Source organism: Paenarthrobacter sp. E2MeOHC11, assembly GCF_058744955.1.
The window spans coordinates 92,814-119,266 of record NZ_CP196674.1 but is presented as its reverse complement, the minus strand read 5'-3'; the positions used below and the strand labels follow the sequence as shown (position 1 = coordinate 119,266).

Below are 26,453 nucleotides of genomic sequence, written 5' to 3'. Positions count from 1 at the left end.
CCTTCTTGTTTCACTAAGCACGTTACATGCCTGTAGTGAACATGTGCAACGCCTGTAGTGAGCATGATCTACGCCGTCACCAAGCAGTAAGGGACGATACGATGTCTGGGTCCCATTCCCCCGTGATCCGCCTTGGAGGACGAAGACCCAATGCTGACGAAACGGCGCATCCTGTGCTGCTTGGCGTTCCTTGTGCCGGCCGCAGGGCTTTCCGGGTTCTCCATCGTCATGGCTCGGAAAATCGTCAAGCGAGGCCCAAAGGACTACCGCCGGGCAGAGATGGTGGACGGCGGACGTCGCGTCCGCATTGACTTGGACGACTACACCAAAGCCCCAGGTGACTTCGGCGTGTTCGACCCTGTGACGGCCAAATACACGCGAGTCGGTGCGGTCACCCTGATCGACGAGGAACAAAAATTCGTAGAAAGGCTGCTCGATCAGTCAAGCTCTACGCCGGGAGGTCTTGGTCCAATCGTCGATTGGACCCCCGACGTTTTCTTTGAGCCAGCTGCCGTCCGCGGTCACTATCAAGAGGTGGATGTCCCCACCGAGTACGGTGCGGCGCCGGCATGGCTATTTGAGGCCGCAAATCAGGACGTGTGGGTGATCCATATCCATGGCAGCTGGACGGACCGGTCGATCATGTTCCGAGATGTCCATGCATTCAGCTCCTTAGGATTCACATCTCTGGTTCCCACTTTTCGCAGTGACGTCGAGGTCAGCCCGCCCCAGGCGGAATCGAGTCACCTGGGGCAAACGGAATGGCGTGACGTGGAAAGTGCCGTGTCCTATGCCGTTGCTCAGGGAGCCAAGCGCGTCATCCTCTCCGGCTGGTCCATGGGTGGGACCATGGCCCTGCTTACGGCAGAGCGCAGCGCCCACCGGGACAGGATCGTCGGGCTCGTCCTGGTAGGTCCCGTCACCAGCTGGCGGAAAGCCATTACAGCAGGAGCAGTGCGCGCCCGGGTGCCGGCGGTTGGTGCCGGCCTTGTTATGCGCCTGTTGGGTGTCCCCGTGTTCGCGAGGATGCTCGGGCTGGAAGAACCGATTGATTTCGATGCGCTCGATTGGGTGGACGTAGCCAACAGAGTGGATGTCCCCACCTTGGTCTTGCACTCGACCGCTGATCAAGAAGTTCCTTGGGAGATCTCGGCCGGGTTCCAACGCGCGAATCCGACCACCGTCACCTTGATATCACTACCCGAGGCTCACCACACCCAGGAGTGGAACGCCTCGCCTTCTACCTTCACCAACGAACTGACCAGGTGGGTTAGGAACAGGATCTTGACCGATCAGAGCTAGGTCCGCGCGTCGAGCTTGGCTTCGATGTTGCTGATCCTGCCTTGAACAGAGTCCGGGAAGTCCATCAAGTTCACCCGCTCGTAGTTGTGCAGAACAATGAGGCTTTTGTAGACGCCGTTTTCGAGCGTTTCATTGAAGAGATCCCAGGCCGGACTGACTCGTGACCGATCGGCACGGACGCGCATCCTCAATGCGGTCAGCCACAGAGCATCGATCATCCAGAGACGCAGTCTGGGCAGCTGCTTCGACAGGAAGAGAATCAACCATCCCGCGGCGGTCACTGAAAGGCCTACATAGAAAAGGCGGTCAAACCAGGCGCCGATATCCCGGGCTAGGGCGTCCGAGGGCGAGAAATGGAACAGCACCACGTAGGTGATGTGGCACGAAACGGCGACCGCAACCACCAGCAGGCCCGCTGAGAATGTGGCGTACAGTCCCTTGGCTTTGTGCCGAAGCATGTAGATGATCCTGAGGACGGTGAACAACAGCGCGAGCATGTATATGCCGCTGTACACGGCGGTAGCGAGCTGGTCCATGCGGGTATCGATGAAGTCCGCGGCCGTTGGACCTTTGTCCTGAATCAGGGTGAAGCTGGCAACCATGATGGGAATGCTCAGCAACGGCGCGTAGTAAGTCCATCTGATTATGGGTACGTTCGCAAGACGCCGCACGCTGTCGTTGAAGAAGAAGATTGCCAGGAGCGCGAAGACGGCCTGGAGCAGGTTCGTCACATTGATGCCACCGAGGTAGCGGTCAATATCCTCCAACGGTGTAACCGTTCCCAACACATAGAGTGCCGCGAGCCCGAAGATCGAGGCCACCCACGAGGCTCGGGATTCCGCGACCTTGACCACCGAGGGGATCCGAAGGAGGCATAGGGCGCTCAGCAGCCCAAAGAGCAACAGTTTCATGGTTTATCAGAGGAAAGGATCAAGATCGGAGGAGCTGCGTGAACGTGTCTTTTTCGACATCTCGAACGCGAAATCCTCCACCCACCGCTCGACAGGGTGGTTCGGAACCGAACGGCAGGTGATGCTAATCGCGTCCGCGGTTTCCCTCAGCATTTCTCCAGAGAGATCCGGCAGGGCAAGGGCTACCTGAAGGCTCTCCAAGTAGATGTGTCCGAGCTCGTGATAGATGCAGTGGAGCTTGTACTGCTGGGACTTCTGCGGGGGGAAATACACGTTGATGCGATCTTCGAATTCGGCCTTGAACGCCGTCAGGGAACCCCAGGACTCGTTGTACTCGATCAGATTGATCGGTTTCTCGCAGATCACGGTCAGGCGTTCGACGACTTCCTTCATCGACGTCGTGCCGTCACCGCACAACTCCCGAACCTTGTCCTGTACAGGTGGGAGGGTCATTCATCCTCACCGTTCATCGACGAGTCGATAATCCTCGTGATCATCCGCAGTGTTTCCGGCGACGTCGCGCCTAGGTTCCTTGCAGCGAAGTTCTTCACCTTGAGCTTGCGCATCTGTACAAGGAACTCCATCCGCGCTTCCACCTCGGGAGGAGTCTCACTGTTGAGATCAACGAGATAGCTGGCCGGCACATCAAAAACGAATTCTGCGATGCCCCTCAGAAGTTCCTGATCGGTCACCAGGCTGCCAGTGCCATTGATCAAATATGACCACCGTGTCCGCGACAGATGGATCCCGTTGGCAGAAAGTGCTTCCTCCACGTGATTGTACGTAAGCGCCGCGTTGTTGTCGGACTCCCAGATATCCACCAGGATGCCCATGCGATCCGCCAGGCGCTCCTTCTTCTGCTGTTGCGTAAGGAACACGCTACGACCCCCATTTGCCATCTCAAAGCTCCTTCAGCCAAGGTCAGCTGCTTGCGATGCGACCGCTATAGAGCGGCGGACAGCCGACACAAAACTTTACCTGATGTCATGCATACCGTATAGGCCATGAGTAACAACTGAGTTGTGCATGTGCGAAGCATGTCTGTAGGCTGTCTCGTACTTGATTTCTTGGGGGATTCAAGTTGATGCCGCCGGAACCCGCATGGGTACCTATCAGGTTCACTGAAAAGCGGGTTTCGGCGGACGCTTGTCGCAGGAACGAAAGGATGGCGTGGCTTGAATTCAAGGGACTGCCGCCGCGGGCACCCCACCACTGTTGCATGGCGCCGCGCCCAGTCCTGTCTCTTTCACCCCCCCAACTCGCTGGACGCTGAGCCCATGTGCGTGAATAGATGGACCCGACATTCACCCGCATCAAGGCTGAAGCCAGCCATCAGCTTCACAAGCAGTGGGCGGCGACACGCACGGCCGTTTTCTGTAAACAAATCCCCCGATGGGACTCGGCACGGTGCTAGGTTCGATTCAGTCGATAGCTGTAAACAGAAATTCGATCGACTGCACGTGGCACCAACAATGAACCAGCTACAACCTCTGGTTGTGCGAGATTCAAAGGACCTGACAATGAGCGCAGTAATCAATCGTGGAGGCGGTCGGCCCAGCAAGGGCCTCCGCAAATACATTGGCTTCCGCACGCCGGCCAAGACCGCGGAGGACGTTCACATGATCGCCGCCGCAAAAGGCATGACTGTCACCGACTATGTTGCCTCTGCAGTCGACCGGTCCTTGCGCGAAGATTTGGCTTTGCTGGGTCAGTTCACTCAGCAGGATGAACTCCCGATCCGCATGGCCTCGTAGATACAAGGAAGGCCCGCCATTAGCGGGCCTTCGAAGCTGAAGATTCACGATCCGGATAGCTTGCTGGCAGACAGATCGTAAATCGTATATGGAAGTCCCTAACAGGCCTTCATTTGTGTAGCAAAACCGATCTGGCAGGATCGGCCCTTCGTCATTCCCTGAACAGGAACAAAATCATCGTACAACAGCACGCTCTCGTGCTGCCAGCAGCCGACGCTACTGGCGTGTCTCAGGAGCCATCCCAGACCTCCAACGCCGCTCAAGTGTGGGCTGCGCTGGCGCCTCTTCTTGCAGGTCAACCCCGCATCCGCCTCTCCCGGGACGGCGGCAAGACCTATCCCCAGAAGCACGAACGCGCTCTGACTGAGACCCTCCCCACCTTTCCTGCGGCCGTTCGGATCTTCGGCAAAGACGGCAGCTGCTCGGCAATCTTCCTTGACTTCGACTCGTCGATTGCGGGCATCGACTGGGTGGAATCCGATGTGAAATCTCTTCAAACATGGCTGCACAACTGTGGGGCTCGGTGGATTGAAGATCACTCGCCCAATGGAGGACGGCACGTATACATACCGCTGGAAAAACGGATTGCCTTTTCTGAAGCACGAGATGTTGTCGAGGCATTAGGCACCCGATACCGCACACTGGACAAGACGCCGCACCAGAACATGCTTCACGGTTGCATGCGAACCCCTGGGTCACCGCACAAGCGTGGCGGCTACCAGGAACTCGCCATGAGCCTCAGCATGGCGTATGACGTTGCGAAACGCCCAAACAAGGAACAAGTATGGGCAACAATTCGCGCAGACCTAAAGGACGAAATCGCTGGTGTACGACGGCTGAGACTGGAGCAGCCGTTGTCTGCAGACAACTCAGCTTTTGAAATACCGCAAATGGCCGGTCGGATGTCCAGGCCTATGCAGCAGCTGGCGCTATCAGGCCTGTACGATGCGAACCGGTACGCATCAGATTCAGAGGCACGTCAGGCTGTCCTGACCGCTGCGGCCGCCGCGGGCATGAAACTCATGGATGTAGAACGGCGGGTGCTTCAGGGTGTTTGGCCCGGACTCGCGTCTTTCTATGCCCGCTACCCCTCCAGCCACAGACTTCCCTCTCTGAAGCGAGACTGGAAAAACGCGATCACCTACCTACGAAAAAACCAGTTCAAAGGTGAAGGGAATAACAATGCACGTAGATCCCCCACAAGCCAGCCAAATACACAGGCCCCCCCAGGAGCCGCGTCTAACCTAGATGCCGCCAGCGAGCACCGCTACCTGCGGACTTGGGAAAACGCGCTACGACTAAGAGAGCCCGTTTATGCTAGCTCCCGCATCGGCCTGGCTCGGCGGATGGTTTTGAGAGCTCTGGGAGCAGCCGCTCACATGACCGCTTCTCGTTTTGTTGAGTTTGGTGATCGTTCAATCGCAGTGGCGACAGGTCTTGACCACACAACCGTGGGCTCCCACCTGAGAGCTCTGCGCTCTGAAAAGGATCCTCTAGTGACCCTGGTGGAGCGCGGGCGAGGGACCAAGGGAGACTTATACATGTTGACAATTCCTGAAGGCCTTCTGCCAAGTGCCGAAGATTTGTCCTGGCGGAAGGGGAAGATCCATGCGCTCAGGCCCGTCTTCAGGGAACTGGGCCTGCCTGCAGCGTTTGTATACGAAGCACTGGAGCGCACTCCCGGTTTGACCACCACAGAGTTGGTGGGTCAGACAAAACTGTCCAGGACGGCCGTGAGCGAAAGTCTTGAGACCTTGGCAGCCTGGAACATGGTGTCAAGGAATGGTGGAAGATCCTGGACAGTCGTCGCTTCGACGTCCCTCCACGAACTTGCTGAATACTTTGGAGTTCTCGAGTCCGTGGCCGGCCAGCTACAGAGGTACCGCATCGAGCGGGTCATCTGGCGGGAGTGGCTTTCGAGAAATGTGAATACGGTAGCGGAGCTCCTATCCCCTACCGAAGATTACCCGTGGGAAGCCTATGAAGGACCACCTGACGAATGGACCCTCGCTGATATGGCGTTCACCAGAGCGATGTGACCCGGAGCGGGAGGACCACAGGTCTCGGACGACGAGATCGTTAGCAAGTGAAGACAGAACGTCGTTTGTTTGTATAGGTTGTGTAGCTCCATCTGAGCAGGATTATCTAGATCGGGTCCATCGTTGATGTGCTGCTTGGCGTGACATTCCAGTTTCTGCGCCTACATCGGCCCATGTCAGACCAGAGTCTCGTGCAGCGTTGACAGCCTCGTCAAGACGGGCAGCTGCCCGGTCATAACTGCGAGCCGCCATTTGCAGTGCCCAGGCCTGTACATGTTTCTGCCATTCGCTCATGATGGACTCTTCTACCGATAAGGGCGGTATAGCTGGTGATCCGATCAATGCTTTTGCTCGGTATCTCGCCATGTCGGTACTACCTGCCCCAAGGACTCGCTGCCACTTTCTACCGGTCCAGCCGCATTCGCAGCTACCTTGCCAACCTGCAGCTGCGCTTTCCACCAGCAACTCGTAGCCGGGCCTGTGCGGATCTCGTTTGTGTCGGCCAGTGATTCCTTGGACGCTGATCGTCCCGTCATGTTGGTGGCTGGACCCCAGTCGACCATCGTCTAAAAGGACCCCAAGTCGTCCGCAGTGGAATCCGTCTCCTAGATCCCATTCCATGCGACGTCCTATCTGTCAGGTTTTGTTGACGATCTCCTATTTTATGGGTTGCAAGCGCTACAGGCTTGCCGCGGATTGTTCCGTGCTGTTACTTGTTCTCCCCGTAAGCGGCGCGACTGACGCCTCGGCCTTAAGCGCCCTAGGAAACTCACAAGTAGTTGGGCAATTACCATTAAATAATTATGTCATGACAGAAAGATTGATTGATGTGGGCGTTAAGCCATGGGCGCACTGTTCTCAGTCCGGGAGGCTCTGCCGTAACGGGGCGAACTGGTCGTTTGCCCAGGAGCGGATGGGCAAACGACCCCTACCACTTTCACGCCTTGGGCCGCCGACCGAAGCGATAACCCACTAATAAATAATTATGTCATGACAGAAAGATTGATCGATGTATTGATGGATTGCGAGATGTATTGATTGCTTGATAGATTGATGTCTGGATCGAATGAATGATTGATTGAAGGATGTATTGACTGATCTTCATCAATACCCGGCAGGCTTTGGAGGACCAGTATGAGAGTTACGGCTATAGGTAACCGCAAGGGCGGCGTGGGCAAGACGTCAGTGACGCTGGGGCTGGCTACAGGCCTGCGTCTCATTGGAAAGCGCGTGCTGGTAATCGACCTCGACCCTCAATCGAATGTCACGGAAGCACTTGAAGGGGCTGGGGAGTTTGACGTGTTCGATGTGCTGTACGGGGGAGAATCGGGGACACTCGGGCAAGCCATCACCCAAACTACATGGCCGGGTATTGATCTGATCCCAAGTTCTGAGTCCCTGGCACGACTTGAGTCGGAGGCACTCTTAACGCCCGAGATGCGGCTCAAGACTGCAGCATATGGGGCAGACGAGCTTCAACAATACGACCACATCCTCATCGACCTTCCACCAGCCCTCGGGCGACTGACGTTGAACGGACTCATTTGGGCGGATCGTGTACTTGCCGTCACTGAACCAGCAGCCTTCTCTGTGAAGGGCGTGACGGAGTTTCTCGACACAGTGAAGAAGGTCAGGTCCCTTCCGCATTTGAATCCTCAGCTGGAGTTCCTGGGCATCATCATCAATAAGACGAGTTCACCCCTCACTTCCGAACACTCCTTCCAAATCGGAGAGCTGGAGGATACCTACGGCGCCGACGTAAGAGAGCCTCATCTTCCTCTCCGAACGGCGATGCAGGACTCCGTCAGTACACGCTCGCCACTCACCAAGCTAGCAGGCCGTGGAGCGGCTATCATGACCGAAAAATTTGTTGCGCATGCACGCTATCTGGATGGGGTGAATTAATCATGGCTTTGGATCGCAAATCATCAATCCGTAAAGCACCAGCCGCCGATGTCGTGGACGTTCTGACATCCGCGGAGAAGCGAACTGTAACTGTGGAACAGGGGGAGTCTATTCAGGCCACCGCGGCGAACGCACAAGTACAAGCGGAACTGGCACCCCCAACTGACCTCGAGGCGAGGCGTCCGGGTCCAGGAAGACCGAGAAGTAAGCGCCGCATGGAACCCTTCTCATCAAAGATTGAGATTGGCCTTCGCGATGAACTGGATGCCTACTCGATGAGATACGGAATCACCATTACAGACCTACTCGACGAGGCCTTACGGGAGAGACTCCGCCGCAATTAAATCTGTCTGGACATAATTATTCCTGACGCCCCTCTCTCTTACGTGGCTCGGAAAAGGGGTGGCAGGTGGGTGGGGGACAGCAACGTTCGCACGGACTGGTATTAACGAGCTTCGCCAGGAGCACTTTCCAGGTGGCAGCTTCTGGTGACGACGTCGATGATTCGTTTAGAAATGATAGTGGGCGTGGTACGAGGTCAGGTCACCGGCGCCCAACGAGTAGTCTGACATCTGGCGTGGTCCTTATGGATGGCGCCACTTTTCGCGCGGGAGTATGGTTCCCTCCGCAGCTTCTCGAACCTATCACCAGGCTCTGGGTGGAGTTCGAAGCAACAGTACCCTTGGGCGGCTCCGGCGGGATACGGCGGCGTAAGAAATCTGATTCTCATCTCAGATGAATCTGTTCATGAAGTTTGTTCCGGTTTACGGCGTAGCTTTCCCGTCTTGATTGCCCTTTGAATCTGATCGTATGTCCGGTGCTTCTTGGGATTGAAGTCGCCTTCGACGAGGTCCCGCAGGAACTGAAACTTCATCCGTGTCCAAAGGGTGAGGATCTGCTCGCGCCCGAAGGAGGGAAACGAGTGTTCGTCGTCTATTTGAAGGGCGGACTCGCCTGCGTCCCCGCCCAAGGATTTCAGCAGACCCTTGAAGCGGCGAAGGTCTTGGGCGGACGAGCGCAAACGTCTCACCGCTGTCTCAGCATCGGAGGCTTTGCCGGGAGCGATCTCTTTAACTTTGTTCACGAATTCTTCCAGCGGGATGGCTGCTTCGATATCAACTAGGTCACTCACGGCGTCCATTAGATGGCGATGCTCGTCCGGGTTCGGCTCCCAACCGAAACTCCCCGTTTTTACATCAAATGCGAAGTCGCGGATGAGCTCGGCGTGGGTCTCTCTGGCGGTTCGAAGCTGCCGTCCTACGGTGAGGAGGCGGATTGCATCCCACCCGCTGTCGCTATAGGTTGCTTCCAAGACCAGGTTGGTCATTGGCATGACCGCCGGTCCTTTGGTGGCTAGTTCTTCCTCCATTGACGCACGGTCGTAGCTCCACTCCGCCGGGCCGTCGATGCCGGCAAACCAGTCTACGAGATCGATAGTTCTCATCGGCATAATCTCAGGCTCGCCATCGCTGGAAGCGGGTACTGGGGCGAGTGGTCTCGTTACGTCAAAGAGGATAGCCACGGGAGGTACGCGCAAGGCTCTCGATAACGCCATGAGCTCACTGACCGTGATGTCTTCGCGACGCCCCGTCTCGATATTGGCGATGACTGACCGGGACATTCCAGAATCTTCCGCCAAATCCTGGGCTGATAGACCCTCCCGTTTACGGAAAGCGCTGATGCGTCGACCAATGCCCATCGAATTTTGTGTCATGACAACACAATACACGGCAATATGTTTCATTGATACACATCATGGTAGTCTCGATGATGATTGGAAGCCTGCTCTGAGGCGGGGTGGCTGCAGCAGGGGAGGGTACGAAGCGCATGGGTGGGTTGACGGGAGGCGAACCGAGAAGCATTGGGGCATGGAGCGATGAGAGTATGCGCCTTACCAAGGTGCCATCACCCATGTACATGCTTGGTGCCGCTCTTGCGGACGAGGTGACGGCGACCCAGGCTCGCGAGGCCATGTTGGGGATTCACAAGAAGGGCCCGAAACTTCATTGGCGAGATCTGGACCCCAGAGCCAAGATGCTGTCTGTAGAAGCCGTATCTTCCCTGAGTCTGGACCATATTGTTGTTATCGCCAGCCCCCTGGATCCGCGGCGGCAGGAGCGCGCACGTGCCAAGTGCATTGAAAGGCTTTGCTGGGAGGTGGAAGATCTGGGTGGTACGAGCGTGACTTTCGAAGCTCGGACCCAATCGCTGAACCAACGCGATCGGCAACTGATCCCCAACCTCAGAGGCAAGGGCGCCCTGCCCGTCGGCTTGCGAGTCGAGTGGCTTAGGGGTTCCGAGGACCCAATGCTTTGGATCGCTGATCAAGTCTTAGGTGCCATTGGGGATGCTGAAGCTGGAGAACCCAGATACTTCAAAACGATCCTTGAGGACGTCAAGATCTCGCGGATAGATCTCTAGAAAACGCGAAAGCCAGGTCCCGTTATGAACAGCGGGGGTCCTGGCTTCACTTCCTCCACCCCTCAGGATGGAAGCTCACGTTCAGTGTACAACAACATTCCCTAACTTTCCCTAGGTCGTTGGGCCTACAGATGGTGCGGCGCGAGTTACCTCGCTTTCCTCCTTCTACGATGGACGAATGTCCGATGAAGCCAAGAAGCACCGGTTCCTGACTGTCGAGCAGGTCGCCGAAGAACTGAACGTTTCAGTGGGCCAGATCAGGGCGTTATTGAAGTCCGGCGAACTTAGGGGGTTCCAGGTCGGTGGCCGGAACGTGTGGCGTATTGCTGCCACGGATGTTGAGGATTACATCTCCCAGGCCTACCGGCGGACGGCTGAGCGAATTGCAGCGGGGGAGTTGCCCGAGTAGCTGACCAACGTGCGTGCTCTTCCGGGGCCGATGCAGCGAAGTGTCTGCCGGCTCCAGATCGATTGATGGCTGACGGTGGGGGCGGTCTGCTTGGGGTCCGAGGTGCCCCCAAGGATTGCCGCAGCCTCTCACCGTGCCATTGGCAATTGGGTGCCGTCAGCCTTCCACCAACTGTGGCCAGTTGCCGGCGAAGTACGTCACGAAGGGCTCTTCCAGCTTCTCCGCGCGGAGGTGGCCCCGTGTCACGGGGAAGGAGTTCGCGCGGTAGCCAGGATCGGCGAGGTCCCTGCTGGCGAGCAGTTCTCGGACAAGCTGGACCATGTCGGCCATGACCAATCCGTAACGTTCGATGGACAGTCGGAGCCCGACGTGAAAGTCCGGGCCGGTGCGTTCCCGGATTGATGGACGACCTCTTTCACGAAGCGGCTTCCTACGCCGGGGTCACTCCAGTACCCGTCCTGTCGGAGGAGGTTTCGGGCAGCAATGTTGGTTGGGGTGGATCCTGTTGTGTTGTCTTTAGCTTGTCCGGGCTGGGCTTGTGGCTGTTAGCGGCCCGGCGGTGCTGGGATGACTGTCAGGGTGCTCTTGTTGTTGGCGGATTCTTCGACGGCGGCCAAGACGCGCTGTACCTGGAGTCCGTCTTCGAATGACGGCGATGGAGCAATGCCATCCTCGATCGCGACCAGGAAATCCCGGATTTGATGGGTGAAGGTATGCTCCCATCCGATGATGTGCCCCTGTGGCCACCAAGCTTCCATGTACGGGTGTTCGGGTTCGTTGACCAGCAATCGGCGGAAGCCCTGTTCCCGTGGCGGGGCAGTGGCATCTAGGAAGCGGAGTTCGTTGAGGTTTTCAAGATCGAAGGTCAGGGCGCCGTCGGTCCCATAAACCTCGATCCGCAGGCTGTTCTTCTGTCCGGTCGCAACTCGGGAGGCTTCGACGGAAGCACCCATGTTTTCGGTGAGCCAGAAGGTGGCCCACACGGCGTCGTCCACGGTCACCTCCTCATTCCCATCCGGTCCCGGGCGGTGCGCGACGAAGGTCTTCAGGGTTCCTGTTGCTTCCAGGATGGTTTGGCCCGTGAGGTATTGGATCTGGTCGATGGCGTGGGAAGCGATGTCCCCAAGAGCGCCTGAGCCAGCCGTTTCCTTGCGTAGCCGCCATGACATGGGTGATGCGGCATCGGACAGCCAATCCTGCAGGTAGGCGGCCCGGACGTGCCGGATGGTGCCGATTCTGCCTTCGGCAATCAACTCACGGGCCAAAGCCAAGGCGGGTACACGGCGATAGTTGAAACCGATCATGGATTGAATGCCACGTTCCCGTGCCGCTGCGGCTGCCTTCGTCATCGCTTCGGCTTCGTCCAACGTGTTGGCCAGAGGCTTCTCCACAAGGACGTGCTTGCCCGCGGCCAAGGCCGCGATGGCGATTTCGGCGTGCATCCAGCCCGGGGCGCAGATATCGATGATGTCGATATCGTCCCGCTCCAGCACCGACCGCCAATCAGTGGCGGATTCAGCCCAGCCGTACTTCGCTGCTGCTTCCGAGACCTGTCCGGCATCCCGGCCAACCAATACTTTCTGCTCGAACGCCGGAACGTCGAAAAAGCTTGCCACGTTCCGCCATGCGTTGGAGTGGGCCTTGCCCATAAAGGCGTATCCGATCGCAGCAACACCCAAGGGGCGTCTCTCAGCCCGGCCCTGGGCTGGTGAAGATTCGGCGGGAAGGTCGTGTGTCATTGTTCCAGTTCCTAAAAGTTGTTGACGAGGTGTTGCCTTTAGGCAGTGGGGAGGGCATCGGGTGGCCCATTGAGCGGTGCCTCGCTGGGCCGGGCGGACGGGGGCGAGGTGTTGTCTTTTTGCCGGGCCAAGAGTTGCAGAGAGCAGCCGAATTCAATCGATTCGTCCGGGTGGACGGTCCGGGTTGATCCGGCCTTCACCGACTCTTCCCAGGTTCGCTCGGGCGTAGACGTTGGTTCGATGGCCAGCACATCACCATCCCAAGGACTGCCTTCGGGCTGGTAGTGCTGCCACAACAGGGCGTAGTCCATGGCCGCCGGTTCCCAGGAAATTCTGATGTGGGAGTCCGAGGGGGAGAACAATTCAAGGCTTCCGTCGGCCGGGGCGATGACTATGTGGTTGTGGCGGCCGTCCGGCTCTTGAGGAATGTGGCCAAGATCCGTGTCCTCGCCGCTTCGGGCTTTTGCCGTTGGCCAGAGAAAGGTTTGACGAGGGACCAGCTGTGAGTTCCTGGGGTCTCCCTGTGAGCCGATCATGCCTGGGGTACCCCGTGAAGTGTTCACCGCGCCGCCCGCGAAGGCCTCCCTTCTGAAGCATGGGTGCTCGCCGTACGTTACTTCGATCGGATGCGCGGAGGTGTTCACGGCCCTTGTCTGGACGGTCAAAAGCCCCTCGGTAAGTCCTACGGTTCGTGTGAGCCTGAATTGGGATGCTGGCGTCAGTACTTCGCAGACGACCCCATCGTCCGACACTGAGACTACTTGCCATGGAATGCGGGGAGCTTCGCCGTGCATCCACCGCCCACCTTCCGAGTCGGCTGGTCCGCTGTTGGGAAACATGGCGAACCAGCCGCCGGCGAGGATCCGCCGGTCAAAGTACTCACTCGAAGCCGCACCGGCCGGTCCCAGGTCCATGGTCAGCGCCCCAAAGTCCGGTTCCGGCGGGTTCCACAGCAGTTCAACGTCGTGACGCTTGTCAACGAGGGACCCGATGGTAAATCCATGCTCGGGGTAACAAACTACGCGCATGTAGTCGTCCTCAAGCACAATTGAGCGGGACATTAGCCCACGGGCTTGTTGCGGTAGCGGCTCACGAGCTCGGGCGCTGCGGATTGCAGACGGACCGGGGCAAGGCCTGCGGCCATTAACTCCAGGTCATCGTTCACCATGTCGCCGATGGAGTAGAAGGCTTCGGGGATTCCTCCGGCGCGGTGCGGGGAGAGGATGACGTTTTCGAGGTTTCGGAACGGGCTGTCCGCGGGGACTGGCTCCACCGGCCAAACATCTACTCCGGCGAAGAACCGGCCGGCTTGGAGGCGCTCCAGGAGAGCGTCGTAGTCCATCACGTTTGCTCTGCTGACGAGAATGATGCGCGCATCGTCTCGAATCAGATCCAACGCTGCGGCATCGAGCAGATGTTGGTTCGCCTCTGTGGCGGTGGCAAAGATGAAGATGAACTGGCTCTCGCGCAGTGTCCTTTCCAATGAGGCCGGTTTGGTTCCAGCATCCCGCAGTACCGCATCCGGTAGCCACGGGTCGTAGGCCAGTACTTCGTTGTCGAAGGGGCGGATCAGTGCATGCAGGGCTCGTCCGAGGTTGCCGTAGCCGAGGATGCCGACCGTTGCGCGTCGCAGTAGTATGGCGTCGATGTTGCTCTCGCTCACGTACCGTTCAGCGTTTCGCCTGGCTGCCCGGTCTTCACGGCTGATGCCACGGGCCAGGTCCAGGGCCAGGCCGAGGGAGAACTCGGCGACTGCTTGGGAGTAGGCGGTCCCACAGCCTAGAACCCGGACGCCCTTGGAGAAGGCCGACCCGTAGTCGACGTTGGGAAAGAAGTTTCCTTCGACGTTAACGATGGCCTTGAGGCTTTTGGCCCTTTCCAAGGTGGGTGCATCCAGGTCTGGTTGTCCGACCACGGCGAAGGCGTCGGGGAGATGCTTCTCGAACAGTCCCGGGTCAGGGTTGGCTTCCAGGTCAATGACTTCGAAGGTGTCGTTAAGGCGTTTCAGAGCGGCTGTAGAGAAGATCCGGTCCCGTAGCTGCGGGGCGGGTTTCAGGATGACGACGGGTTTGGTTGCGGTTTCCACAAGAATCCTTAGTTTGTCTGGGCGCCGGTGACGAGTGCGACGAGTTCTTCGCCAGAGGTTTCGGTGATGCGGCGGTGTGCGACGGCACGGCCCTGCCTCATGACCCAAACGGCATCGGCGACGCGCATGACTTGGTCGAAGCTGTGACTGATCAGCATGAAGGACCGTCCGTCGTTTCGCAGACCAATGACGGTGTCCTCAACTTCGGTTCGTTCGCGTACTCCGAGCGCGGCAGTGGGTTCGTCCATGATCACAAGTTCCGATCCCCATGCGACCGCACGGGCAATGGCCACGGCCTGGCGTTGGCCGCCGGACATACTGCGCACTGTCCTCTTGGCATCCGGCACGTTGACCGTAAGGCCCCGAACGAGTTCATCGGAGCGGGAGATCATCGCACGCTTGTCCAGGATACTAAAGGGACCGAACCCCTTTTTGAGCTCCCGGTTGATAAACATGTTCTGCCAGAGCGTCAGGTCATCGAAGAGCGCGAGGTCCTGAAAAACGGCCTCGATGCCGAGGGCTTTGGCGTCATGTGGCGTTTTGACCTCTGCCGGGCGCCCGTTGAAGGAGATCGACCCGGAGGTCGCTTCATAAACGCCGAGAATACACTTGGTCAGGCTGGATTTACCGGCCCCGTTGTCCCCGATGATGGCCGTGATTTCTCCGGGCATGGCGTGCATGGTGACTCCACCCAAAGCAGTTACGGGTCCGAACCTCAGCTGAAGGTCTTCGATTTTCAGCAGTGCGTTCTCGGGTGCGGGGACTGTGGCAAAGGGGAGGGTTTCTGTTTGTTTCATCACTTCTCATATCTGCGCAGGAAGGCTGCCAGGATGACGACCGCTCCGACGGCGATGGGCTGGTAGTAGACGGGCACTGCTGTGATGTTCAGCAGATTGACGACGCCGGTGAGGACCACGGCGCCGATGAGCGGGCCGATGATGTTGCTTTTTCCACCGAACAGACTCACGCCGCCGAGCACCGTGGCTGCAATTGAGGTGAGCTGGTAAGCCGATCCCGCCGTGGGCTCGGCGGCGCCCAACCGGGCGGCCAGCAGGATGCCTCCAACAGCGGCCAGCAGCCCGCTGACGGCATAAACGCCAACTTTGACCCGGACGAAACTGATGCCCATGGCGTCGGCTGCCTTCTTGTTGCCGCCCACCGCCAGGACGTGCGTTCCAAAGGGGGTGTTGAACAGCAGCACCCGTCCCAGAATGGCCACGATGACTGCAATAAGGATCATGAAACTGAAGATGCCGATACCGCCGGTGCTGATGGTGGTCAACAGCGGCGAGTTCACCACTTGGGGCTTGGCATTGGAAATGAGCAATGTGAGACCGGAAAGGATGCTGAAACTGCCCAATGTCACGATGAAATCGGTGATGCGACCCTTTGCCACGACCAGGCCGTTGAGGATTCCCGCAACAGTACCGGCGGCTACGGCAGCGAAGATGCTCAGGCCGATGGGGGCGCCGGCAGCAAAGCAGAGCCCCATCACAATGCCGGAGAGCTGCGCAATCGCGGCAATGGACAGATCAATGCCACCCGTGGAGATGACGAAGGTCTGACCCACGGCAAGGATCATCAGGATAGTGGAGGAGAGCAGGAGCGTGCGGATATTGCCCTGGCTCAGAAACGACGGAGATGCCAGCAGACCTACGACGATGAGGATGATAAGCGCCAGGACCGGCGCCCATTTGGCTATCGAAGCCATTCCCAATTGATCCTTGGTCAGGCCCAGCCGGCTGGTTAGGCCGGGAGGTTTCAGGAGCTCCGCCTGCGGGGTTGAGGTGTTAGAGGACATGAATTGTTCCTTGTATCAGGGGAGGCGGGCTACAGGCGCCTCTGGGTGGGGAAGAAGATCAGCGAATGAGAGCGGTGAACGGGTTCTCGTACGGGGCGAATGGCTCCGGGAACTTCGCAAGGGCATCCTTCACATTGGACGACTCCACGAGGGCGATCGGCGCGTCGACCTTTTCGGGAAGAGTGGCGCCTCCGGCCGCGGCGCGGCAAGCATCTACTCCGAGCCGGCCCACGGCCGATGGGTACTGGGAAACGGTGGCCGTCAGGGCCCCTTCGGAAATTGACTTCAAGGCGTCTTCATTACCGTCAGTGCCGATGACGAAAGCCTTCTTGCCGTTGTTCACGTTCGCTTGGACGGCGCCGAGGGCCATGGTGTCGTTCGCCGCGTAGAACCCTCCGAGGTCGGGATTCGAGTGCAGGATGTTATCGGCAGCATCGAGGGCGGCCTGCCGGTCCCAGTTAGCTGCGGTCTCCTGAACCACCGTCAACCCGCCAGCCTTCGCGGCTGCAACGAACCCACCAGTGCGTGCTGCGCTGTTGGCGTCACCGGCGATGCCCCCGATCACGGCGACCGATCCCGTCCCATTGAGCAGTTTCACCATCTGCTCTCCGGCGAGGCGGCCCGCGTCCTGATTATTGGATGCGATGAAGGACGCTATGCGGACCCCCGCTGCTTCGGCGGCCTGGGCGTCAACTGCCGAGTCGAGATTGACGATGGTGTGCCCGGCCTGCTGCACAGCCGACAAGGGCTGGATCAGGTTGGTACCGCTGATCGGGGCGACCGCGAAACAGGAATAATCCTGACCTGCAAGGCTCTGCAGCAGCGCGGTCTGCTCTTCGATCGCCCCTTCCGCCGTCGCGGACTGGGTAGTGAGGGAGGTTTTGGATTCCTCCGCGGCAGCCTTGGCTCCTTGCTCCATCGTGGCCCAAAACTGGTTGCTGGTCGTCTTCAGGACCATAGCGACCTTCGCCGGCTGGCCGGGCGTGCCCCCGGAGGACCCTTCGGTCCCGCTTCCGGACGAGCATGCGGTCAAGGAAAGAGCCAGAAGCCCTACTGCGGACAAGATTGTCTGATGCCGATACTTCATCGTATTGCCTCTCAAAGGGGTGTGATGAGCCCCACAATGGGCTACTTCAATCACGATAGATCTCACTTTTGACGATAGTCAACGTAAGTTTGGCTTTACAGGATAAACATTTGACGATAGAACTGGCTAGGGTTAGTTCCACGAACGAAAGATGTCGCGATGCCACGGACAAAAGTCGACCGAAGCGCAGTCATGACAGGGTGCCTTGGCACCTCCATGGGGGCCCTCGAGGTCCTGCGGACTTTGCTGGATGGACGAGCGCGTACACGGGTGCGGATCGCGGACCTTATTGGGGTTGCCCGCTCTACGGTTGCGCTGAGGGTGGACGAACTCGTAGCGGTGGGTCTGGTGCGCTTTGAGGAGGATCCGGTCTATTCCGGGGGGCGTCCGTCGATGAGGGTCCAGCTCATTCCAGACAGCCGTGTCATGCTCGCCGTCGATATCGGAGCAACTCATGCCGCGGCAGGTCTCGTTGACCTCACCGGGCACCTCATCGTTCAGCAGAGATGCAAAGTGGATGCATCCACCTCTCCCGAGGAGATCCTTGAGTGGGCGTGGGCTACGGCCCAGGCTTTGCTCGTCGCGGAGGGATGGGGGTTGGCCCGTATCGCCGCCGTGGGGGTGGGCTTGGCGGCACCGATCGAACACGCCACCCTGCGTCCGATCAACCCACCCATCATGCCCTTGTGGGACGGCTTCGATACGGTCGCGTGGTTCCGGGGCCGCATCGATGCGCCCGTTTTGGTGGAAAAGGATGTCAATCTCATGGCGCTCGGCGAAAGGAGGCTCCAATGGCCGAAGGAGACCAATCTTCTCTTTGCCAAGCTCTCCACGGGTATCGGCGCTGGCCTGATCCTTGATGGGAAGCTCTTCCGGGGCGAGAAGGGGACCGCCGGCGACATCGGCCACGTACGGCTCAGTCGTGACACGGACACGCCATGCCACTGCGGGAACCATGGATGCCTTGAAGCCGTGGCCAGCGTACCGGCGATCCTGGGGCGCCTCCAGGCAGATGGCCTGAATGTGGAATCCGGAGCTGAACTCATGGAACTTCTGAAAGCGGGAAACATCGCCGCCGTTCAGGCAGTGCGTCAGTCCGGCCGCGATCTGGGAGAGATTCTGGCGTCCACCGTGAGTCTGATCAACCCATCAGTCATCGTGATCGGCGGATCCCTCGCGTCCGTGGGGGAGCATCTCATCGCCGGCGTCCGCGAGGTGGTCTTTGCACGCGCGATGCCCTTGGCGACCAAGGGGCTGACGATCGTGCAGGCCAGCCCGGAGGCCACTGCTGCCATCATCGGGGCAGGGGTACTGGCCGTCGAGCATTCTCTGAACGCAGCGTAGAGAGAATTTTCTCCTACAACTGCGCCATTCGCCTACAACTGCACCAGGAGGTCAGCAGGTAGAGCTGCCTGACTGTTATGCGAATGCCGTACCCCCACGGTTAACGCCCCCAGATCGCGACCCAATGACAAAAAGGCATCGCTGTCCTCGAGGACGATGGCCGGCGGTTGGCAGGTCCGTCGGAACAACTGTTCCTTGTCGGCTGCCGCCTCCCTGAGGCCCACGGATACGAACGATGACAGGTGCCATTGGCGAAGCAGCGAACCAATCAACTCCGGGTCCCCATTGGAGACAACTGTTTGCCTGCGGGCGACGGCTGCGAAGACCGGCATGAGGGCTAACGCCAACCACGATGGGTCAAGGCTTTCACGGGCAAGGGTCTCTACAACTTTGGAACGCTCCGCCCGGAGGTTTTCGACCTCACCACGGTCGGCCGGAAATCCGGCATCAAGGAGCCTGTCCCAAATCCACCTCTCGGTATGGCCGACCAGGGACCGGAAATAGTCCTCCGGAAGTGTGTGCGACCGCCTGTCCGCGAGCACTATGTAACTCTGCTCGTGGATGGGTTCCGAATGGGCAACGACACCGTCGAAGTCCCAGATGACGTTTGCACCCACCGCTTTCGGTCCCAATACTTCAAGAAGCTCTTCGCGCTCGTTGCTCGTATACATCGAAACCCTCCCTTGTGGGACAACCTACTGGTTCGTCATGGCCCTGGGCGGGCCCGCGACGCCCTAGGGCGTCGCGGGCCGAACAACCGCTGGATGTCTGCTGCGCGCGGAAGCCTTGCTGTTCACCCCGCTGCTTGGGCGATGTTCGTCACCGGATTGCGGGGACGGGCACGTCGATGGTTACCAAGCGTTTCTTGCGCATCAGGGCGATGAAGCAGACGCCCGCGGTGAACACGATGGCAGCGATGACCAAGAAGGCCGGGGTATACGATCCGGTGCCGTCTTTGATGGCGCCGATGATCATCGGTCCCGTGAACCCGCTGAGGTTTCCAACCGAGTTGATCAGTCCGATGCCAGTCGCCGCTCCGACCCCGGTCAATAGCTGCGACGGCACAGACCAGAAGACATTGACGGCGGAGTAGACCCCTGACGCCAAGGCCACGAAGCCAAGGATGATCGCCACGGGGCTGTTGATCAGTAGCGCCGCCGTGATCGCCACAGCAGCGACGATCGCTGCGCCGCCCGCGTGGTACCTGCGTTCATTATGCCGGTCGCTGCGGCGGGCCCACAACGTCATGGCGACGGCTGCGACGGCGTAGGGGATGGCTGTCAGCCACCCGATGGTCATGATGTCATTCCCCAGGCCAAGGCGCTCTTGGAACGTCTGCAGAACGCTGGGGAGGAAGAAGTTCATCGCGTTTGATCCGGACGTGATTCCAAAGTAGATCAACGCCAGGGCCCATACGAACTTGTTCCGAAGGACGGCTTTGATCTGTGCCCAATGCGATGATGTCGCCCTGACTTCGAGATCCTTGACGGTCTCTTCCAGTGCCAGGTCATGAATGAGCCACTGCCGTTGTTCAGGGTTGAGCCACTTGGCCTTTTCTGGTCGGTCTGTGAGGTAGAAGAAAGTCACCACGCCGAGGATGATCGCCGGGAGTCCTTCAACGAAATACATCATCCGCCAGCCGTCGTAGCCGATGGTTTCACCCCACGAAATCAGTGCCGTGGACAAAGGTGCGCCCAGGACCGAGGCCATTGGAATGCCGAGGTAGAACCACGCCATAACTCGGGCGCGGTACCTCGCCGGATACCAGAGCGAGAGGAAGAAGATGATGCCCGGGTAGAACCCGGCTTCGGCTGCCCCGAGGAGAACCCGGAGGATGAAGAAGTGCTCGATTGACTGTATGAAGGCCATTGCCGTGGCGATGACGCCCCAGGTCAGCATGATCCGGGAGATCCAGACCCTGGCTCCGAATTTGTGCAGGGCCACGTTACTGGGTACTTCGCACAGGAAGTAAGCGAGGAAGAAGATTCCGGCCCCTGCCCCGTAGGCCGCGGCGGTAATACCGAGATCAGCTTCCATCCCCTTGGCGGCGAACCCGACGTTCGTGCGATCAAGGAAATTGATCATGTAGAGCAGGATCAGGAAAGGGATGAGCCGGACCGTGATCTTCTTGATGGTGGACTTTTCAAGCTCAGCTGGTTGAGCCGTCGTTGTTGTCGTCATGTCGATTACTCCTTTGTACGACCGAGGATCAGTGTCAGGCGATGTGGGATCCGCCGTTGACGTCGTACGTCACTCCGGTCAGGTAACCGCCCTCACGGCCGAGCAGGAAGTTGATGACACCGGCAACGTCGTCGACAGTGCCCACCCGGCCGACGGGCAGTTCCTGAAGAAGAACTTCCTTGCGCTCATCCGTCAATTTTCCACCCATGATGTCGGTGTCAATCGATCCGGGGGTCACGCTGTTGGCGGTGATGCCGAACTGTCCCAGTTCCCGGGCCCAGGTCTTGGCCATGCCAAGCAACGCGGCCTTTGATCCGGAGTAAGCGGCCCGGCCATAAACACCGCCTCCGCGCTGGGCGGACGCGCTGGAGACATTGACGATTCGCCCCAAGCCTTCGCGGACGAAGATCTTGGTGGCTTCGCGCGTTACGAAATACGTGCCGTGAACGTTGATGTCGAAGACACGGCGCCATTCTTCGGTGGTGACGTCCAGGAATGGAACAGGTGATGAGATCCCCGCGTTGTTCACCACACCGACCAGCTGGGGCAGTTCCTCGTCCACGCGGCGGACAGCGTCGATCACGGCTTGCTCGTCTGAGATGTCGACACCCAGACCCAGACTCTGGACGCCGTAGGTGTCGGCAATCTCTTTCGCGACGTCCTTGCTGGACGTTTCGTCCAGGTCAAAGATCGCCACGGCCCAGCCGTCTTTGGCCAACCTGTGGGCAGTTGCCCGTCCGATGCCCCTGGGAGAAGCGGCGCCGGTGACGATGGCAGCGGGCTGAGCGGGGAAGGCTGAAGCGGGATATGGGGTCAAAGCCATGTTCTCTCCTTCGAGAATAAAATTTTATTTTGTGTAGAAACGACTCAAACCCTACAGATAAAATTTTATTCCGTCTAGACTTTGAAGGTCATCGTCAACGAGGAGAGTCATGAAGAGTGCGACCGTCGCCGTTCTTGGGTTGGGCCCAATGGGGGGTCCTATAGCCCGGAATCTGCTAGCAGCAGGGATCGAAACCACGGTGTGGAACCGAACGGTTGCTGTTGCTGAGCCGTTTATCGAGCTGGGCGCCACTGTCGCGACGGCGCCTGCAGAGGCCGCTGCCGAGTTCGTCCTTTCGGTCCTTCCCGACGTTGACCAGCTACGGGAGCTGTTGGATGAGGAAACGTTGCAGCGGTGGGGAAGCAAGCGAGCCTGTCTCATCGTGATGAGTACGACCTCGCCTGCCAAGGTGCGTCATTTGGCGGCAGATCTGAACCCATATGGGATAGCGGTTCTGGATGCACCCATGTCCGGTGGTGACCGTGGGGCCAGGGAAGGCACGCTGAGCATCATGGTTGGGGGCGACAAGGACGATTTCGTCGTTGCCCGGGACGTTCTTGAAGTGCTGGGGAGCACGGTCCGCTACATGGGGCAGCTCGGTGCCGGTTCGATGGCAAAGCTTTGCAATCAAGTGGTGGTGGCAGGAACCCTCACCTCACTCGCGGAGGCATTCAGCATGGCCTCGCGTGCAGGACTCGATCTGGACAACCTTGCCGAAATCCTTGCAGGCGGCCTCGCGGGCGGCGCCGTGCTCAACTTGAAAGTCCAAAAGCTTTTGGGGAGGGAATACTCTCTCGGCGGCAGCGCGGTCAACCAACTCAAGGATTTGGGCTATGCCAGTCAGTGCGCTGAGGAAATCGGTGCTTTCGCTCCGCTGCTGAAACTACTGGAAAGCCTGTTTTCACAGGTCGTCGCCAATGGGCAGGGAGCCCTGGACCACTCAGTGGTTCAAGAATTGTTCCTTGCGGGGCGGGAAGGAGCGTGAACCGAATATTGGTCCACGCGGCCGATAGTCTTGGATCCATGACCAGCCTGCCGGAGCAACGCCTTCCACTCACGGATGCCGCATACAGCCGGTTAGCCGAGATGATCATGGACGGCACGCTGAAACCCGGGGATCCGATCAGGATCTCGAAATTATCCACCGCACTTGGTTTTAGTCCCACTCCCGTACGCGAAGCCCTCCAGCTGCTGGTCGGTGACAATCTGGTAGAACGCCTGCCAATGCGTGGGTTTATAGTGAGTCAACCGCTTTCGAGCGACGAAGTCGTCAAGCTCAAGCATGCCCGGATGATCCTGGAGCCGGAAATAGCGTCCATGGCCGCCACGAACATCACGCCTCAGCTGCTGGATCAGCTGCAGGCTAATCTTCAGGCAACGGAAGGCACCCACGGCGGTGTCACATATGAGGAATACAAAGAGTACTTGAGGCTTTCAGCCGAGTTCCACGCACTTCTGTCCGAAGCGTCCGGCAATCGTTTCATGACCAGCGCCCTCGAAGCCCTGCCGATCCACTTCCAACGATTCAGGCTTTTCGGCGACACTGGCGTGAGTGACCTCGACGTGTCCGTGCGAGAGCACCGCGCAATATTTCAAGCCGTAAGGTCAGGGGATCCCGGAAGTGCACGCGCCGCGATGGCCGATCACATCCGTGGAGTCGGATCTCGATCGGAATGACAGGACGCAGGACGCGTTGGGGCATCCACGACCGGTCAGCGGTCATCATTCCGCCGGACCGCTTTGCGGAATGGCTCGATCCGGGCCTGGCCGATAAAGCCCGGCCAGGGCTTGCTGGATTCCTTGCCGGAACCAACGTTGACCCCCGGATTGCCAGCACCCGTGTGAATAGCGTCCGGAACAACGGACCAGAACTGATTGAATCAGCCGAGTGAGGTACCCGCGCGGTTAGGATTGGCCTCGTTAGGGCAGTTCCCCGTATTGCCGCCCGTGGGGGTGGGCATCATGAAGGAGGATCACGCATGGCAGGAAAATTCGAAGTTTACAAAGACAAGTCCGGTGGCTTCCGGTTCCGGCTGAAGGCCGGCAACGGTGAAGTTATCGCCAGCAGTGAGTCATACACCACCAAGGCCGCAGCCCTTAGCGGCATTACCTCGGTGAAGAACAACGCCGGTTCCGACGTCGTGGACCTGACCGACTCATAGCCCCGCGATCCGCCACATATCGAACGCAAGGCCCCCGCAAGCTGCCGGAGAGCAGCAGTGGGGGCTTTGCTGCGTCAGGTGCGTGGTTTAGCGGTTCTGGTTTTTGTCGGCGACTACTGCAAGACTTCCTGTCAGGAAACCCTGACAGGAAGGCATGAAGCCATGGGCTGGACATCCAACGACTACCAACACGAGGGCTATGTGGCTGAAATCGCACCCGACGGACGCCTCTCAGGAAGCTCAACCAGTGCGGGAATACTCTTCCACGGGATCACCCGACACTACCAACCGGCAGGGGAATCCGACCCCAATGAGGAGATCGTCCCGCACGACCTCATTATGACTGGCGTGGTGCCTGCACCTGTGGGTGGCAGGGAGAGCTGTGGCAACGGGTCCTCACGCCTGAAGAGTCTGACATTGCTACGCGCAAGGAATACGTCCCCTTAGGGGACGCCGCGTATGTCTCGATGGAGGTGGAGGACGCCGTTCAGGAGGAATGGCATGTCCACATCGCACCGTCCGAGGCAATCCTGGGTGTGGAAGCAGCGGCGAAGGAGCACCGACAGGCCGGGCACAGGCTGGATAAGACCGTCGCGGCCGCGAAGGCAGCCGGCGCTTCCTGGACCGACATCGGGCGGGCCGCCGGGATCAGCCGCCAAGCCGCGCACGAACGCTGGGCCGACAAGTAACCCTGCCCGGTGCCGTCCAGGTCTAGGGTGGGCAGTTCCACTCGGGCAGGCGTGCGTTGAGTTCCCTGATGCGGTGAGGGTATTGGCGCTTCTTTGCATGGACCCGTTGCCTGGCGACCCAACCGGCCAGTGCCCGTTCTTTGGGGTCCCAGGCGCTGCGGTGCGGGTGCCTGCCGTTCTCCTTGACCCATTCGATGAATTCGGTGGCCCTGCTTTGCCAGTGACGTTCGACGTTGAGCGTGACCCCGTCCAGCCAGCCAGGGAACGCAGCATCGAGCGCCTGGGTGGCTTCCTTGGCCAGCAGACCTCGCCGTTTCTGGTTTCGCAAAACAATGAGAACCCCTGCAAGCCGCTCTGTCTCGCTCCCGCTCTGACCGTCAGGGGCAGGCAGACTCCCGGTCTGCTGTACATAGGCGGCTATCTGCTGGGCCGATTCGACGTATGACTGTCTGTTCTGGTCCGAAAACGTCTCACGCCATTCGGGCAGGCGCGAATCCAGTTCCTTGACGCGGTCGGGAAAACGTTCCCGTCGGGCATCGTGTCGTTGCCGGTGCAGCCACTTACTGAGGAAGCGTTCTGCAGGGTTTTCAGCGGAGGGCCGCGGGAATCGGCCATGGTGCTGGACCCAGGCAATGAATTCGTCCGCTCTGCTGTGCCACAGTTCGGTGGCGTGTCCGGACCGGGCGGTCCAGCCCGGGTGCGCCTGTTCCAGGATGCGGGCAGCGTCATCGGGCAGGTTCCCGGCAGCTTTGAGCCTACGGAATCTTTGGAGAGCGAGGGCCAGGCGTTTGTGTTCGCCGGTCGGGGGTGTGTGCTGAGTCGGAAGGTACCCGTTCTCCTTGTAAAACTCGGCTATCAGCTGGGCTGTTTCTTCTGCGCTTCGTTTGTCCCGGCTCTTGGGGCGCTTGCTAGTCCGTGCGGATGGCAATGGCTTTAGAGCCTTCCGATATCAGTGCTTCAGCGGCAGCTTTGGCGTCTTCGTACGTCTCGGCCTCGGCGTCCACGTAGCTGAGTTCGCCGTTGCCGGCCACTACGGTAAGGATCACTTTCACCCCCATATCCTAGGCCGCACTCTCCAAGAAGGTCTGTTCCAAGGTCGCATGCAGCAGGGAGGCCTTGCCTCTGCGTCGGAGATCCACGGGCCGGGTCCCCTGCAGGGCAGGAGAGGGGACCATCATCCACAGGGCGAAATAATTATGTGGGATCCGCAGCTCCATGGCCCGTTCGAAGAGTGCCACCACCACGGTGTTCAGGGTCAGGTCAGGTTCGAACTGGTAACCAGGGCAAAACGTTCCCCCGTCCATAAAGACCCGTGCGAGTTGTCGCATGGCTGGTTCGGGATCCTCGTGAATGGCGGAGAGCCGTTCGTGGACCTGTTCCAGGCTCGGTAGATGAAACTCGTTGCGGATCCGCTCCCACAGTTGCTCCGGAACGGGGTAGCGGTACAAATCAGCGGGCACTAGCTGATGGATTCGAGCTGCCACGCGGTAGCCAAGGGCTCCCGCCGCAGCGTGAAGGTGCGCAGCTCTGCGTTGGCGGAGGGAAGGGTGGCTTGGACCTGCCAATGCTCAACGCTGACCAGGTCGCCGGTCCCTACGGCTGCCCGGTTCCGTGCTTCCCACCAGGAGTCCCTGGTGAACCAGTGCGCGGTGTGGACGTCGGGATCGACCATCCAGATCCGGCCGTCATACCGGATCGCCATGGGCATCCCGTCGGGGGTGAAGCGGACACCGACCTCATGGCCGGTTGTGGGGTGTTCGGGTGCAAGGGTCATTGCGTTTCCTTTCTTACCTTGGCGCC

30 protein-coding genes are annotated in these 26,453 nt (G+C 59.2%); 12 read left to right on the top strand and 18 right to left on the bottom strand.

Annotation, left to right across the window (positions count from 1 at the left end; translation table 11 throughout):
• Positions 1-150: 150 nt before the first annotated feature.
• Positions 151-1,302, top strand: coding sequence for an alpha/beta hydrolase family protein (locus ACSSVG_RS23910; RefSeq protein ID WP_492419421.1), 1,152 nt, complete (start codon positions 151-153; stop codon positions 1,300-1,302).
• Here the strand turns inward: ACSSVG_RS23910 and ACSSVG_RS23905 are convergent.
• From ACSSVG_RS23905 to ACSSVG_RS23895, 3 genes are read right to left on the bottom strand one after another with little or no spacing between them, the layout of a single operon-like run.
• A complete protein-coding gene (locus tag ACSSVG_RS23905) occupies positions 1,299-2,213 on the bottom strand; it encodes a hypothetical protein (protein WP_492419419.1) in 915 nt (304 codons plus the stop codon). The genes ACSSVG_RS23910 and ACSSVG_RS23905 overlap by 4 nt on opposite strands.
• Positions 2,214-2,219: 6 nt before the next feature.
• Positions 2,220-2,666 carry a hypothetical protein gene (locus tag ACSSVG_RS23900; RefSeq protein WP_144651040.1) on the bottom strand — a complete coding sequence of 149 codons (447 nt, stop codon included), beginning with the start codon at positions 2,664-2,666 and terminating at the stop codon, positions 2,220-2,222.
• Positions 2,663-3,112 (bottom strand): hypothetical protein, encoded by a 450-nt coding sequence (locus ACSSVG_RS23895; protein ID WP_492419417.1) that lies wholly within the window; start codon positions 3,110-3,112, stop codon positions 2,663-2,665. Before ACSSVG_RS23895 ends, ACSSVG_RS23900 begins: the two co-directional genes overlap by 4 nt.
• A gap of 621 nt (positions 3,113-3,733) precedes the next feature.
• Here ACSSVG_RS23895 and ACSSVG_RS23890 point away from each other — a divergent pair.
• The 3 genes from ACSSVG_RS23890 to ACSSVG_RS23880 all read left to right on the top strand — a co-directional run bounded on the left by ACSSVG_RS23890 (position 3,734) and on the right by ACSSVG_RS23880 (position 7,911).
• Complete coding sequence (locus tag ACSSVG_RS23890) at positions 3,734-3,967, top strand: hypothetical protein (protein ID WP_018779737.1); 234 nt, start codon at positions 3,734-3,736, stop codon at positions 3,965-3,967.
• 113 nt (positions 3,968-4,080) lie between these two features.
• Positions 4,081-6,006, top strand: a complete 1,926-nt coding sequence (locus ACSSVG_RS23885; protein ID WP_492419415.1) for a MarR family transcriptional regulator — start codon at positions 4,081-4,083, stop codon at positions 6,004-6,006.
• A 1,134-nt stretch (positions 6,007-7,140) separates the two neighbouring features.
• On the top strand, positions 7,141-7,911 hold the full coding sequence (locus tag ACSSVG_RS23880; protein WP_492419413.1) for a ParA family protein: 771 nt from the start codon (positions 7,141-7,143) through the stop codon (positions 7,909-7,911).
• A 745-nt stretch (positions 7,912-8,656) separates the two neighbouring features.
• Here the strand turns inward: ACSSVG_RS23880 and ACSSVG_RS23875 are convergent.
• A complete protein-coding gene (locus tag ACSSVG_RS23875; RefSeq protein WP_492419412.1) occupies positions 8,657-9,655 on the bottom strand; it encodes a helix-turn-helix domain-containing protein in 999 nt (332 codons plus the stop codon).
• Between the two features lie 167 nt (positions 9,656-9,822).
• On the opposite strand from ACSSVG_RS23875, the gene ACSSVG_RS23870 reads away from it, so the two are divergent.
• Positions 9,823-10,332: a hypothetical protein gene (locus ACSSVG_RS23870; protein ID WP_492419410.1), complete on the top strand. Its 510-nt coding sequence runs from the start codon at positions 9,823-9,825 to the stop codon at positions 10,330-10,332.
• Positions 10,333-10,510: 178 nt separating this feature from the next.
• Positions 10,511-10,741, top strand: a complete 231-nt coding sequence (locus tag ACSSVG_RS23865; RefSeq protein ID WP_492419408.1) for a helix-turn-helix domain-containing protein — start codon at positions 10,511-10,513, stop codon at positions 10,739-10,741.
• Positions 10,742-10,897: 156 nt separating this feature from the next.
• Here the strand turns inward: ACSSVG_RS23865 and ACSSVG_RS23860 are convergent, their stop codons facing one another.
• The 7 genes from ACSSVG_RS23860 to ACSSVG_RS23830 form a co-directional block, all read right to left on the bottom strand.
• Complete coding sequence (locus ACSSVG_RS23860; protein ID WP_492419406.1) at positions 10,898-11,071, bottom strand: hypothetical protein; 174 nt, start codon at positions 11,069-11,071, stop codon at positions 10,898-10,900.
• 215 nt (positions 11,072-11,286) lie between these two features.
• Positions 11,287-12,480, bottom strand: coding sequence for a Gfo/Idh/MocA family protein (locus tag ACSSVG_RS23855; RefSeq protein ID WP_492419404.1), 1,194 nt, complete (start codon positions 12,478-12,480; stop codon positions 11,287-11,289).
• Positions 12,481-12,518: 38 nt separating this feature from the next.
• Positions 12,519-13,541: an aldose epimerase family protein gene (locus ACSSVG_RS23850; protein WP_492419402.1), complete on the bottom strand. Its 1,023-nt coding sequence runs from the start codon at positions 13,539-13,541 to the stop codon at positions 12,519-12,521.
• Entirely contained in the window at positions 13,541-14,566 is a 1,026-nt protein-coding gene (locus ACSSVG_RS23845; RefSeq protein ID WP_492419400.1) for an NAD(P)-dependent oxidoreductase, read from the bottom strand. Before ACSSVG_RS23845 ends, ACSSVG_RS23850 begins: the two co-directional genes overlap by 1 nt.
• An 8-nt stretch (positions 14,567-14,574) precedes the next feature.
• A complete protein-coding gene (locus ACSSVG_RS23840; protein WP_492419399.1) occupies positions 14,575-15,363 on the bottom strand; it encodes an ATP-binding cassette domain-containing protein in 789 nt (262 codons plus the stop codon).
• Positions 15,363-16,367 carry an ABC transporter permease gene (locus ACSSVG_RS23835; RefSeq protein ID WP_492419397.1) on the bottom strand — a complete coding sequence of 335 codons (1,005 nt, stop codon included), beginning with the start codon at positions 16,365-16,367 and terminating at the stop codon, positions 15,363-15,365. Before ACSSVG_RS23835 ends, ACSSVG_RS23840 begins: the two co-directional genes overlap by 1 nt.
• A 58-nt stretch (positions 16,368-16,425) precedes the next feature.
• The gene (locus ACSSVG_RS23830) at positions 16,426-17,325 is read right to left on the bottom strand and encodes a substrate-binding domain-containing protein (protein ID WP_492419396.1); all 900 of its coding nucleotides are present in this window, start codon (positions 17,323-17,325) and stop codon (positions 16,426-16,428) included.
• Positions 17,326-17,613: 288 nt separating this feature from the next.
• Between ACSSVG_RS23830 and ACSSVG_RS23825 the strand changes: the two genes are divergently transcribed.
• A complete protein-coding gene (locus tag ACSSVG_RS23825) occupies positions 17,614-18,798 on the top strand; it encodes an ROK family protein (RefSeq protein ID WP_492419394.1) in 1,185 nt (394 codons plus the stop codon).
• Positions 18,799-18,830: 32 nt separating this feature from the next.
• Here ACSSVG_RS23825 and ACSSVG_RS23820 read toward each other — a convergent pair whose 3' ends face one another.
• From ACSSVG_RS23820 to ACSSVG_RS23810, 3 genes are all read right to left on the bottom strand, one after another.
• Positions 18,831-19,469 (bottom strand): HAD family hydrolase, encoded by a 639-nt coding sequence (locus tag ACSSVG_RS23820; protein ID WP_492419392.1) that lies wholly within the window; start codon positions 19,467-19,469, stop codon positions 18,831-18,833.
• Between the two features lie 148 nt (positions 19,470-19,617).
• Positions 19,618-20,979: an MFS transporter gene (locus ACSSVG_RS23815; protein WP_492419390.1), complete on the bottom strand. Its 1,362-nt coding sequence runs from the start codon at positions 20,977-20,979 to the stop codon at positions 19,618-19,620.
• Between the two features lie 34 nt (positions 20,980-21,013).
• The gene (locus ACSSVG_RS23810; RefSeq protein ID WP_492419388.1) at positions 21,014-21,802 is read right to left on the bottom strand and encodes an SDR family NAD(P)-dependent oxidoreductase; all 789 of its coding nucleotides are present in this window, start codon (positions 21,800-21,802) and stop codon (positions 21,014-21,016) included.
• 109 nt (positions 21,803-21,911) lie between these two features.
• Here ACSSVG_RS23810 and ACSSVG_RS23805 point away from each other — a divergent pair, with 109 nt between their 5' ends.
• From ACSSVG_RS23805 to ACSSVG_RS23785, 5 genes are all read left to right on the top strand, one after another.
• Positions 21,912-22,787, top strand: a complete 876-nt coding sequence (locus ACSSVG_RS23805) for an NAD(P)-dependent oxidoreductase (RefSeq protein ID WP_492419386.1) — start codon at positions 21,912-21,914, stop codon at positions 22,785-22,787.
• 38 nt (positions 22,788-22,825) lie between these two features.
• Entirely contained in the window at positions 22,826-23,479 is a 654-nt protein-coding gene (locus tag ACSSVG_RS23800) for a GntR family transcriptional regulator (protein ID WP_492419384.1), read from the top strand.
• Positions 23,476-23,694: a hypothetical protein gene (locus ACSSVG_RS23795; protein WP_492419382.1), complete on the top strand. Its 219-nt coding sequence runs from the start codon at positions 23,476-23,478 to the stop codon at positions 23,692-23,694. The genes ACSSVG_RS23800 and ACSSVG_RS23795 overlap by 4 nt, the downstream gene beginning before the upstream one ends.
• Before the next feature lie 87 nt (positions 23,695-23,781).
• Positions 23,782-23,964 carry a YegP family protein gene (locus ACSSVG_RS23790; protein ID WP_231339728.1) on the top strand — a complete coding sequence of 61 codons (183 nt, stop codon included), beginning with the start codon at positions 23,782-23,784 and terminating at the stop codon, positions 23,962-23,964.
• Positions 23,965-24,431: 467 nt separating this feature from the next.
• Positions 24,432-24,653 carry a hypothetical protein gene (locus ACSSVG_RS23785; protein ID WP_492419381.1) on the top strand — a complete coding sequence of 74 codons (222 nt, stop codon included), beginning with the start codon at positions 24,432-24,434 and terminating at the stop codon, positions 24,651-24,653.
• 22 nt (positions 24,654-24,675) lie between these two features.
• On the opposite strand, the gene ACSSVG_RS23780 is transcribed toward ACSSVG_RS23785, so the two are convergent.
• From ACSSVG_RS23780 to ACSSVG_RS23765, 4 genes are read right to left on the bottom strand one after another with little or no spacing between them, the layout of a single operon-like run.
• A complete protein-coding gene (locus ACSSVG_RS23780; protein WP_492419379.1) occupies positions 24,676-25,581 on the bottom strand; it encodes a helicase associated domain-containing protein in 906 nt (301 codons plus the stop codon).
• On the bottom strand, positions 25,562-25,705 hold the full coding sequence (locus ACSSVG_RS23775) for a hypothetical protein (RefSeq protein WP_492419378.1): 144 nt from the start codon (positions 25,703-25,705) through the stop codon (positions 25,562-25,564). The genes ACSSVG_RS23780 and ACSSVG_RS23775 overlap by 20 nt, the downstream gene beginning before the upstream one ends.
• 9 nt (positions 25,706-25,714) lie before the next feature.
• The gene (locus tag ACSSVG_RS23770; RefSeq protein WP_492419376.1) at positions 25,715-26,113 is read right to left on the bottom strand and encodes a hypothetical protein; all 399 of its coding nucleotides are present in this window, start codon (positions 26,111-26,113) and stop codon (positions 25,715-25,717) included.
• Positions 26,113-26,427: a hypothetical protein gene (locus ACSSVG_RS23765; RefSeq protein WP_492419374.1), complete on the bottom strand. Its 315-nt coding sequence runs from the start codon at positions 26,425-26,427 to the stop codon at positions 26,113-26,115. Before ACSSVG_RS23765 ends, ACSSVG_RS23770 begins: the two co-directional genes overlap by 1 nt.
• Positions 26,428-26,453 lie beyond the last annotated feature (26 nt).

Coding starts and splice junctions, on each gene's coding strand:
- ACSSVG_RS23835 (WP_492419397.1), bottom strand. CDS start 16,367: ATGTCCTCTAACACCTCAACCCCGCAGGCGGAGCTCCTGAAACCTCCC.
- ACSSVG_RS23805 (WP_492419386.1), top strand. CDS start 21,912: ATGAAGAGTGCGACCGTCGCCGTTCTTGGGTTGGGCCCAATGGGGGGT.
- ACSSVG_RS23850 (WP_492419402.1), bottom strand. CDS start 13,541: ATGTCCCGCTCAATTGTGCTTGAGGACGACTACATGCGCGTAGTTTGT.
- ACSSVG_RS23905 (WP_492419419.1), bottom strand. CDS start 2,213: ATGAAACTGTTGCTCTTTGGGCTGCTGAGCGCCCTATGCCTCCTTCGG.
- ACSSVG_RS23830 (WP_492419396.1), bottom strand. CDS start 17,325: ATGGTCCTGAAGACGACCAGCAACCAGTTTTGGGCCACGATGGAGCAA.
- ACSSVG_RS23810 (WP_492419388.1), bottom strand. CDS start 21,802: ATGGCTTTGACCCCATATCCCGCTTCAGCCTTCCCCGCTCAGCCCGCT.
- ACSSVG_RS23815 (WP_492419390.1), bottom strand. CDS start 20,979: ATGACGACAACAACGACGGCTCAACCAGCTGAGCTTGAAAAGTCCACC.
- ACSSVG_RS23890 (WP_018779737.1), top strand. CDS start 3,734: ATGAGCGCAGTAATCAATCGTGGAGGCGGTCGGCCCAGCAAGGGCCTC.
- ACSSVG_RS23790 (WP_231339728.1), top strand. CDS start 23,782: ATGGCAGGAAAATTCGAAGTTTACAAAGACAAGTCCGGTGGCTTCCGG.
- ACSSVG_RS23800 (WP_492419384.1), top strand. CDS start 22,826: ATGACCAGCCTGCCGGAGCAACGCCTTCCACTCACGGATGCCGCATAC.
- ACSSVG_RS23895 (WP_492419417.1), bottom strand. CDS start 3,112: ATGGCAAATGGGGGTCGTAGCGTGTTCCTTACGCAACAGCAGAAGAAG.
- ACSSVG_RS23795 (WP_492419382.1), top strand. CDS start 23,476: ATGACAGGACGCAGGACGCGTTGGGGCATCCACGACCGGTCAGCGGTC.
- ACSSVG_RS23860 (WP_492419406.1), bottom strand. CDS start 11,071: ATGGCCGACATGGTCCAGCTTGTCCGAGAACTGCTCGCCAGCAGGGAC.
- ACSSVG_RS23870 (WP_492419410.1), top strand. CDS start 9,823: ATGTACATGCTTGGTGCCGCTCTTGCGGACGAGGTGACGGCGACCCAG.
- ACSSVG_RS23910 (WP_492419421.1), top strand. CDS start 151: ATGCTGACGAAACGGCGCATCCTGTGCTGCTTGGCGTTCCTTGTGCCG.
- ACSSVG_RS23765 (WP_492419374.1), bottom strand. CDS start 26,427: ATGACCCTTGCACCCGAACACCCCACAACCGGCCATGAGGTCGGTGTC.
- ACSSVG_RS23880 (WP_492419413.1), top strand. CDS start 7,141: ATGAGAGTTACGGCTATAGGTAACCGCAAGGGCGGCGTGGGCAAGACG.
- ACSSVG_RS23785 (WP_492419381.1), top strand. CDS start 24,432: ATGGAGGTGGAGGACGCCGTTCAGGAGGAATGGCATGTCCACATCGCA.
- ACSSVG_RS23865 (WP_492419408.1), top strand. CDS start 10,511: ATGTCCGATGAAGCCAAGAAGCACCGGTTCCTGACTGTCGAGCAGGTC.
- ACSSVG_RS23875 (WP_492419412.1), bottom strand. CDS start 9,655: ATGAAACATATTGCCGTGTATTGTGTTGTCATGACACAAAATTCGATG.
- ACSSVG_RS23825 (WP_492419394.1), top strand. CDS start 17,614: ATGCCACGGACAAAAGTCGACCGAAGCGCAGTCATGACAGGGTGCCTT.
- ACSSVG_RS23820 (WP_492419392.1), bottom strand. CDS start 19,469: ATGTATACGAGCAACGAGCGCGAAGAGCTTCTTGAAGTATTGGGACCG.
- ACSSVG_RS23900 (WP_144651040.1), bottom strand. CDS start 2,666: ATGACCCTCCCACCTGTACAGGACAAGGTTCGGGAGTTGTGCGGTGAC.
- ACSSVG_RS23855 (WP_492419404.1), bottom strand. CDS start 12,480: ATGACACACGACCTTCCCGCCGAATCTTCACCAGCCCAGGGCCGGGCT.
- ACSSVG_RS23840 (WP_492419399.1), bottom strand. CDS start 15,363: ATGAAACAAACAGAAACCCTCCCCTTTGCCACAGTCCCCGCACCCGAG.